The 8,716-nt window shown below is 29.3% G+C and carries 10 protein-coding genes; 8 read left to right on the top strand and 2 right to left on the bottom strand.

The genetic code is table 11. The annotated features are described in order from the left end of the window. The first annotated feature begins 59 nt into the window (after positions 1-59). The 4 genes from JNUCC80_RS06725 (at position 60) to JNUCC80_RS06710 (ending at position 3,328) form a co-directional block, all read left to right on the top strand. Positions 60-653, top strand: coding sequence for a hypothetical protein (locus tag JNUCC80_RS06725; RefSeq protein ID WP_454153704.1), 594 nt, complete (start codon positions 60-62; stop codon positions 651-653). 264 nt (positions 654-917) lie between these two features. Then, positions 918-1,097 (top strand): hypothetical protein, encoded by a 180-nt coding sequence (locus JNUCC80_RS06720; protein WP_454153702.1) that lies wholly within the window; start codon positions 918-920, stop codon positions 1,095-1,097. Between the two features lie 87 nt (positions 1,098-1,184). Continuing rightward, the gene (locus JNUCC80_RS06715; protein ID WP_454153700.1) at positions 1,185-1,775 is read left to right on the top strand and encodes a hypothetical protein; all 591 of its coding nucleotides are present in this window, start codon (positions 1,185-1,187) and stop codon (positions 1,773-1,775) included. Between the two features lie 701 nt (positions 1,776-2,476). Then, on the top strand, positions 2,477-3,328 hold the full coding sequence (locus JNUCC80_RS06710; RefSeq protein ID WP_454153698.1) for a replication initiation protein: 852 nt from the start codon (positions 2,477-2,479) through the stop codon (positions 3,326-3,328). 65 nt (positions 3,329-3,393) lie between these two features. On the opposite strand, the gene JNUCC80_RS06705 is transcribed toward JNUCC80_RS06710, so the two are convergent. Continuing rightward, positions 3,394-3,759 carry a hypothetical protein gene (locus JNUCC80_RS06705; RefSeq protein WP_454153696.1) on the bottom strand — a complete coding sequence of 122 codons (366 nt, stop codon included), beginning with the start codon at positions 3,757-3,759 and terminating at the stop codon, positions 3,394-3,396. 462 nt (positions 3,760-4,221) lie between these two features. Between JNUCC80_RS06705 and JNUCC80_RS06700 the strand changes: the two genes are divergently transcribed. Then, entirely contained in the window at positions 4,222-5,790 is a 1,569-nt protein-coding gene (locus JNUCC80_RS06700; RefSeq protein WP_454153710.1) for a DNA cytosine methyltransferase, read from the top strand. A gap of 4 nt (positions 5,791-5,794) precedes the next feature. Here the strand turns inward: JNUCC80_RS06700 and JNUCC80_RS06695 are convergent, their stop codons facing one another. Beyond that, positions 5,795-7,030 (bottom strand): MvaI/BcnI family restriction endonuclease, encoded by a 1,236-nt coding sequence (locus JNUCC80_RS06695; RefSeq protein ID WP_454153708.1) that lies wholly within the window; start codon positions 7,028-7,030, stop codon positions 5,795-5,797. 205 nt (positions 7,031-7,235) lie between these two features. Between JNUCC80_RS06695 and JNUCC80_RS06690 the strand changes: the two genes are divergently transcribed. From JNUCC80_RS06690 to JNUCC80_RS06680, 3 genes are all read left to right on the top strand, one after another. After that, positions 7,236-7,565, top strand: coding sequence for a type II toxin-antitoxin system RelE/ParE family toxin (locus JNUCC80_RS06690; protein ID WP_454153712.1), 330 nt, complete (start codon positions 7,236-7,238; stop codon positions 7,563-7,565). 21 nt (positions 7,566-7,586) lie between these two features. Further along, entirely contained in the window at positions 7,587-7,874 is a 288-nt protein-coding gene (locus JNUCC80_RS06685) for a helix-turn-helix domain-containing protein (RefSeq protein ID WP_454153706.1), read from the top strand. Between the two features lie 126 nt (positions 7,875-8,000). After that, on the top strand, positions 8,001-8,531 hold the full coding sequence (locus JNUCC80_RS06680; protein ID WP_454153714.1) for a helix-turn-helix transcriptional regulator: 531 nt from the start codon (positions 8,001-8,003) through the stop codon (positions 8,529-8,531). Positions 8,532-8,716 lie beyond the last annotated feature (185 nt).

The following is an 8,716-nucleotide window of genomic DNA, read 5'->3' as shown; positions in this document are numbered from 1 at the left end:
CTTTAAGTATTAACTAGATTATTATAATAATTAATGCGTAGAAAGAAAGAGGTAAATTTATGAAAAGAAACATACATGCTATTATTCTAATTACTCTGACAACGTTGTTTTCTATATGCATAAAAAATAATGATGTTAAAGCTATAAGTGCCCCTGTACCAGCAAATAAAGTGGCCACAGTTAACTATGTTAAAGGATATGGTATTGCAACTTGGGCTAATGTTCAATCACAAGCTAGCATAACAGGACACTATTTACCAACAAAATCACAATGGTTAGTAAATACAACCGTTAAAGGATTTAATAACCATTCATGGTACTTGGTTGGGAATAATGAGTGGGCCAGTGAGAAGTATTATGATTTAGGAAATGAAAATTCTATACAAAATTTAGATGCTATAGTTGTTACTGACTGCGATACTCCAACTTATTCTTTTGCTAACGGAAAAAGTGGTCAAGTTACTGGATACTTAAAAAAGGGTGAACAGTACAAAACTTATAAAAGACAAGTCAGTTCTGGTATAACTTTGTATCAACTTGGCGAAAATCAATGGGTTTGTCCTGTAAGTTTACTTAGCGAGAAAAATAGAGGAGAAAAAACTTTTTTTGCTCCTTCTTTCGTTGCTAAAAATGGCTTTGTTCTAGATTATTAGAGTTAAATCTCATAAAAAGAGCATAAGAGAAACTAGTCCCACTAACGTGGGAAATAGTAGTACAATTAGTTTCTTAAAGGGACTAAGTTTTACTCGAATGTTCTATTTTTGACTGCTTTTTTGGTATTCGGGGAATGGTCGTTTCCTGAAGTAAAGCTTTTAAATTTCAAAAGAAACTAGTGATCAATCTCCAAAAATGTGATTTTTAGTGTAGTATGTATTAAACTGATTATTAATTATTTTACTAACTAAGGAGTAGACACTATGGATCATAATACAAAAAATAATAAAGCTGCTATTCCTGTAAAAGCAGAATATCTAGATTCAGAAATTACACAAGATAACTTTTGGGATATTGCAATTGCACAAGAACAAAAATATGGAAACGCTAGTCTACCTCTTATATGGGGAAATAGTGACGCTGATGGAGAAAAGATTGACTAGGTTTGAATTCCATAATAAAACTTAATTATTAAAGCCACTAACCTAAGTGGCTTTTTTATATGCTAAAATTTCATTGAGGTGGTTACAATGAAAACAGTTAGAGAGCTGTCGCAAGAAATTGGCATTACTAAGCAGTCGATTAATCAATATATTACATCGAGTACAGAACTTAAAAAACATGTTAAGCAAATAAAAAGAGCTAACCATATTGATGAAAAAGGCGAAAAAATTATAATTGAGCATTTTAAAAACTCGATCCAGACTAAAAAGAAGTTTCAGAAGGATTCTAAAAATATTCCAGAAGAACGTCAAAAGGCTTCTGATAATTTTCAGTATAATGCTCAAATAGAAACTATTAAAATTCTTCGTGAAGAATTAAAGGATAGGACTAGACAATTAGATTCAGCACATAAACTAATCGATCAACAGCAGAAGTTAACACTACAATCTAACGCTACGATCAATGAGTTGAAACAAAAGGTTGAAAATGAAAAAGAAGAAAAAAACAAAGCTTTAAAACTGCTAGAAAATTCAAAAAAAGAATCACAAAAGAGTTCAGAAGACAACCAGCAATCTTATGAAAATCTTTCGGAAGGCTTTCGAAAAATGTCGGAAGATAGCTTAAAGATTTCAAAAGAGCAACAAAAAGACTCAGCTTGGTGGAAATTCTGGAAATAAAAAAGAAACATCTCAATTAAGAGATGTTTTTTATTTTTATGTAACTGTGTTCAATATTTTGATGCATATAAGCCATTAATTAGCTATCTTGATGTAATTTACACTGACGAGATCTAAAACGTCTTATATGGCCCTTATTTACTTAATTCATCGATTAGTTGTTCAAGACTTTCTTTTTCTTGCTAACTAAAATTAAGATAATCAGCATTTAACAATACGATTGTATGTATTGTGTTAGTCATTTACTCACTCTTATAGTAATTACTATGTTTTTTTGTAAAACTATGCCTAAATATTTAAATGTATTTGTTACAAAAGTACACCCCTAACTCTTATTTTTATCAAACAGTTATTTAACCTTTTAATATCAAGATTTTCAACGATTTTGAACCTAAAGAGGATTTAAAGGTGATTTTGATCAATTAGGCGAAGCCTATCTTTTAAAACCTCTTTTAAAACCTCTTTTAAAACCTCTTTTAGGTGTTCGCCAGCCCTTGGGAGAGTAAGGTTCATCAATACTTAGGGGTATAGTTTTGTAACATTAGGGGTATAGTTTTGTAACATTAGGGGTATAGTTTTGTAACATTAGGGGTATAGTTTTGTAACAAAGAGGTATATAGTTAAGGGTATATTATACTTTTTATTCTATACCCTTAATGTTATGCTTGTTTTATTAAGATAAAGAAAAAGGGGTAACCGATATGGCTAAGAACGAAATTACACGCTATGACGTTGAATTAAACACAATTCCATTAGGTATTTTAAATTCTGCTGAAATGAATTTATTTTTTGCGATAGTTACAAAAATGAAAGATAAAGGCGATAAAGTGGTTCGTTTCCACTTTGACGAATTGCGTGATTTATCTGACTTTTCAAGCAGAAGCAGCAAACGATTTTTATCAACTATAAGAGATACATACAAGAAGCTTTTAACACTTAATTTTGGGTACAGAAGCAAAACAGGTGTAAGGGAAGAATATTTTGTTATTTTTAATGAGTTTACAATTGACCAAGACGAAGATGGCTATTATGTAGATGTGCAAGTTTATGAAAAAGCTATTCCAATCTTAAATGATTTGACAAGCTGGGTTAGATACTCACTAAAAGAGTTCAACTCTTTAAAATCAAGTTATGCTAAAACTTTGTTTAGACTACTCAAGCAATTTAGAACAACAGGTTTTTACAAAGTTAAAAAAGAAGAGTTTCACGAACTTATGGCAGTACCTAAAAGCTACAGACAAGGGCAGATAAACAAAAATATATTAACACCCTGCCTAGATCAGTTATTACCTTACTTTAAAGATTTGAAGGTAGAAAAAGAGTTCTCTAAAAAGCAAGGTAGAGCGTTGAAGAATTACATTTTTAAATTCACACCCGAAGCAAAAGACAAAGACGATTTTCAAGAAAAGAAAAACGTTCGCAGAAAGCCAGTCAAAAGCAGAGAAATAGCAACAAATTGGTCACAAAAGCAATCAAAATCTAAAGTTGACAATAAGTCATTAGATGATTTGTTAGGACAGATTGATGAAACTAAAGAAGAAGTTAAATCCTAGCCTTTTATGCATTTGAAGTTCAAGTATCAAAAAAGGTCACTCTATATAGAGTGACCTTTTTGTGTTTATGAGTGTTTAAATATATCAGCTAATAATTGGTTTAATTGTGTAGGATCATTAGTTTTCCAACGATTTAATTCATCGTCCCATTCAAATTGATTAACAATACTTTGAATTTGACTAAATTCAGCTTTATGACCATTTAAAAAAGATTCATATTTTTTATTTTTTTGAATAAATTCTTGAAAATTAATTGCAACTTCATTTGTTTTTTCTAAGTCTTTATTTCCCAATGATTTATAAAAATTTCTACCGATTCTTTCATAAGCTTTGCTACGTATTTTTTCTTTTTCTTTTTTCATTTTATTGATTATTTTTTGTTGCTCTTTTTCTTTATTTTTTAACTTGTTATATTTTTCAAACTCGTTCATTTTCTGATCACAATCCTTTGTTATTTTTTATAAAATTAATTAAAAAATAAATTCAATAAAAAAGCAAAAAAAAATATTTTTTAGAGAATTTTTGACATTTTAAACAAAAAATGACGTTTGGAGACTAATTAAAAAATCTAAATGTTTACCACATTTGGTTAAAAGTAGTAAACATTGGGCTAAATTACATTTACCAAATTCGCTAGAAAGTGGTAAATGTATAGTACGCTTGATATCAACAGGAAACCAATCGCACTGCGATTTATCACGCTAGTGATATCAGTTCCCCTTATGCTCTTTTTTAAAGAGTGGTGGTTAGAAGTATAAAAAATATATAATTACAAAAAGACTGTTTATTAATTAGAATTTTATTGTTATAAATAATTGCAAATAACCCTGGACAAAATCTATAGTTGAATGCTAAGATTATAAAAAATGATATTATAAAAATGGAGGGATATAATGCCATATGCAATAGACATGTTTTCTGGTGCTGGAGGATTTAGTGAGGGAATATTACAGGCTGGATTTGATATAGTTTTTTCTAGTGATAAAAGTTCTATGGCAAAAGAAACATATGTAAATCGTCATAAACAATTAGGCATACGCCAAGGTATAGATACCTATTTTGAATTATCTGATATTCAAGAGTTAACCTCAGATACGATATTTGAAAAAATAAATTCCTTAAAATACGAAAAAAAATTTAAACCCGGAGATATTGATGTGATTTTTGGAGGACCGCCTTGCCAAGGGTTTAGTAGACTAGGAAAACGAGATTCAAATGATCCTAGAAACAGGTTATTTTACGAATATATTAGAATTATTAACGATGTCAAGCCAAAATATGTTGTCATGGAAAATGTCACAGGCATTTTAGATATGAATTTATTAAATTTTTCTAGCATTACGAATCATATTTATAAGGGACAAAATTTAGTACCTTATATTTTACGAAAAGAACTACAATCTATAGGTTATACCGTTTTAGACATAAAAGTTTTAAACGCTGCTGATTATGGTGTTCCACAAAAAAGAAACAGAGTTATATTTTTAGCTTATAGAAATGACGTATACCCAATTAAATATCCTGAACCTACGGAATCTATCCCCGTAAGTATTAGAGATGCTTTCGGTGATTTATATAAAGAGTCACCATATGATTACTCAACTGTATATTCGAAGCAATCAGTAAATGGAAGAACTTTGAAAAAAGATGGATGTCCATTGGAAACAAGTCCTTTGACTAATATGGAATATTCAGAGCATACAAAAGCTGTTACTCAAAGGTTTTGTATATATGGGAAAGGCGAAAATAAAAAAAAAGCACTCCGAAGAATTAAAACAGAAGGAATAGACTTATTTAATAAGTACCCTAATCTTTTTTTTGAAACATTATTTCAAATAAACAGCGAACACAATAAGATAGTAATCAAAGAAGTATTATTTGAGTTTAACGTAAGTGATACTATTCTGTCAGAATCCACATTAAATTATATTAATAAATTGTTATCTGAGATTTATTTAGCAAATATAACAAATGATGGAATTAATTTTGAAAAAAAAATAAGTAGACTATCTAAAAAAATCAAGGTTACGACTAATAAAGCTTTTAATATTTTTAAATCTATGCAAAAAAAACTAAATCAAAAAATTTCGCTACATGATTTCAAAAATATGACAAAAGCTGGGAACATAGATGATAATATAGCTAATGTTATCTTTACAAAAAAAAATATACGATCCAGACTTGATTATGATGACGTAGCACCTACAATTGTTACTTTACCAGATGATTATATACATCCTTATTTTAATAGAATATTAACAGTTAGAGAAATGGCACGGCTCCAATCCTTTGATGATAGTTTTGAATTTTTGGGAAAAAGAACAACAGGAGGTAGTTTAAGATCACAAGAGACACCTCAATTCACGCAAGTTGGTAACGCTGTTCCGCCTCTTCTAGCAAAAGCAGTAGCTATTTCAGCATTAAATGCAATAAATAAAACCAAGAAAACATTTAATATATAGATCTTTAGTCTAGTGGAATTTTTCTTTCACTTAAAAAAAGACTGGTTTTAATTTTAGAATCAATTCTCCAGGCATTACCATGGTTCCTTGCTTTCCCTCTATTTTTAAGAGAAGAATATCCACGCCAGTCATATACTATATTCCCCGATTCTATCATCGATAAAAAAGTCGTAAACTGAGGTGATAAAGTTAATGTAACTGTAGTATATTGAAAAAAAATCCCTTTATTTGATTTATGCTCGTTTACATCTACCCACACAGTTGCTCGGTGTTTTTCTTCTAGTTGTTTTTTTAGTTCTTCAAACTTGAAATATGCACTACATTCTGCTTCTTTAGTTTCAGGATTGGGAGCCCATATCTCAATGCGTTCCGCTTCTTCAACTACTTTAAGAAAAAAACCATGTTGATTTTTTTTGTCTTTTTCGGGTCCGATAGTAATATACAACTCTTTACAATCTTCGCCTTTTCTAACAGTGTCATAACCATAATATAATTGATATTCTCCTACACGCTTGCTATCTTTTTTGGTAATTGATGCAATAGGAGTTCCTTCAAAATGAGGCCGCTTAGTAAATAGTGTGTCTCTATTTTTCATCTCGCGTTTACTTTTTATTTCAATTAAATTTTTATAGTCAGCTGTTTTTCGATTATTTGTTGACAATCCAAGTAATGATTCAAGAGTATCTCCAGCATCTTTAGGTGCTGATTTTTCTTGTGATCCTATACTTCTATGGCAGCCTTTTTGCGCAATGATTTTTATCTTTTCAATTAATTCGTCTGCAACAGTAGTTATTGAATTATTATCAAATATACGTTTAAGAAGTGATTCTTCAGGTAATTCACTTGAAACATTTAAAATGATTAAGGTTGAGTCTTTTTTAGTGATATATAACATATGTTCAATATCAAATATATTTTGTTTCCTCAAACTATTAATTCTTGAAATAGAAAATCGCGGATCCCCTCTTTTATTAGAAACACGGTATAAATTGACTTTACTATGTACTCGTTTTTCATGACCATATATTTCAACAGGAACTCTAACAGCATTCTTACCTCCATTTTTTATTTTATCGTAGTCTGTAATAGGTTGTATCATTGTTCTAAAAAGTTTAGTAGCATCAATTGTATTTTTTTCAATCATAGTGGAAGTTAAACGAATCAACACATAGTCGTTTTGATTGTACGAATGCATTTTGCTGATATTTTCTAATTCTTTTCCTTTTGGTCTAAAATTCATATTTGTTCTCCTTGTTATGTATTAAATAATATATTGAGTCACATTTAATCTAATTCAATACAGCACACATTATATATTATTACCGACAAAAAGTATTCTGATTCACTTTACTATATTTATTATTCTAGAAATGGTTATACCAAGAAGTAACGATTACCTGTGACAATATTTTGACTTATGATAGCAAGTAAGCTATCATGAGGTTATAAATAAAGTAGAGTTTGATTTTTATGACTGGGATGAATTTGAAAACTTCTTAAGATCATTACCTGTTAAAGATGAACAAAAGCTAGTAGTTACTATTTCAAAAATTGAAGAATATGGGTTATCTATTGCAGCAAGACAAGAGTGGATCAAAAAATTGGATAAAAATCTTTATGAAATTAGATCTAAGCGGGCTTCAAATATCCAAAGAGCAATTTATTTTCACGTAAACGGTGATAAATATACAATCACGCATGGATTCACCAAGAAATCGCAAAAACACCCAACAATGAAATTAAAACTGCTAAACAACGTCGAGAAAATTTTATGAATCAGTATAGAGGTGATAGTAATGAGTAAGATTAATCAGTATATCGCAAAAAGAAGTCAGGAAAATCCTGAATTAGCTAAAGGTTTTGAAAAATATAGTAACCAGCTAGACATTGCTGTATTAGTTAGAAATTTGAGAGAGAGCCAAGGTTTAACACAGCGCGAACTTGCTACTAAGTTAGGAAAACCACAATCAACAATTGCTCGTATTGAGAATGGAACAATGAATCCATCTACAAATTTACTAAATGATATCGCTGTAGCCACTCATAAAAAACTAAAAATAGATTTTGTTCCAGTTACAGCATAAAAAAGAACCTAACTAAAAGTTAGGCTCTTTTTTTATCAAAACATATTTAGGAATAATTGTTCTGAAAATTTTTTTGTGTATAACATTTTTTATGATTTATAATATTACTATACAGAAAGCAAGGCGATAACTATTAGTAATAGTAACAACATAAACACATTTATTAAATATATCCGAAAAACTTATAATTTAACTCAAGAAGAGTTGGGATCTAAATTAAATGTCTCAAGAAAAACTATATCTGCTTGGGAAAATGGGCGTGCTAAACCTGACATAGAGTATCTAAATACGTTAAGTACTTTATTTAACATTTCCGTAGATCAAATGATACATAATACTGGTAATAACGGAAAATATTTCCAAAAATCTAATCACAATATAAGTTTAATTAAAGGACTCTTCTTTTTTCAATTTTTATTATTTTTCACAGAAATTCTTACGTTATTAAACACTATTCATATTTTAGTTAATACATTTCTTTTATTAGCATGTTCAGTATTTATACATTTGTATACGTACTATTATTATTTTTCTAAGTCTACAAAAAAGGATTTTTTGAGAAAAAAAGGTACTATTTATGGTTGTTTTAATTATAAATGTATTTGCTGCTCTGTACACTTTCTTACCTCAAGTACTAAACGAGGGACAAAATTATAATTTTATTGTAGGTGGAATAATGGGCAGGCTTTTATTATCATTATTTTTAGCTATAGTAGTTAGACAACTATATAATGGTGTTTTTGTATTAAGGAGATAGCTAAAAAGTGTGGAATCAGTTAAGGAATATATAAACAAGAAAAGACATGTCTATGATTTTTAGACATGTCTTTTCTTATTTATAG

The sequence above is a fragment of the Holzapfeliella sp. JNUCC 80 genome (assembly GCF_053667655.1).
The sequence above is the reverse complement of the archived record's forward strand: the minus strand, read 5'-3'. Positions and strand labels throughout refer to the sequence as shown.

What these genes read in the sequence shown, in the direction of transcription:
- JNUCC80_RS06705 (WP_454153696.1), bottom strand. Translation starts at nt 3,759, where the DNA reads ATGAACGAGTTTGAAAAATATAACAAGTTAAAAAATAAAGAAAAAGAG.
- JNUCC80_RS06710 (WP_454153698.1), top strand. Translation starts at nt 2,477, where the DNA reads ATGGCTAAGAACGAAATTACACGCTATGACGTTGAATTAAACACAATT.
- JNUCC80_RS06695 (WP_454153708.1), bottom strand. Translation starts at nt 7,030, where the DNA reads ATGAATTTTAGACCAAAAGGAAAAGAATTAGAAAATATCAGCAAAATG.
- JNUCC80_RS06715 (WP_454153700.1), top strand. Translation starts at nt 1,185, where the DNA reads ATGAAAACAGTTAGAGAGCTGTCGCAAGAAATTGGCATTACTAAGCAG.
- JNUCC80_RS06700 (WP_454153710.1), top strand. Translation starts at nt 4,222, where the DNA reads ATGCCATATGCAATAGACATGTTTTCTGGTGCTGGAGGATTTAGTGAG.
- JNUCC80_RS06725 (WP_454153704.1), top strand. Translation starts at nt 60, where the DNA reads ATGAAAAGAAACATACATGCTATTATTCTAATTACTCTGACAACGTTG.
- JNUCC80_RS06720 (WP_454153702.1), top strand. Translation starts at nt 918, where the DNA reads ATGGATCATAATACAAAAAATAATAAAGCTGCTATTCCTGTAAAAGCA.
- JNUCC80_RS06685 (WP_454153706.1), top strand. Translation starts at nt 7,587, where the DNA reads ATGAGTAAGATTAATCAGTATATCGCAAAAAGAAGTCAGGAAAATCCT.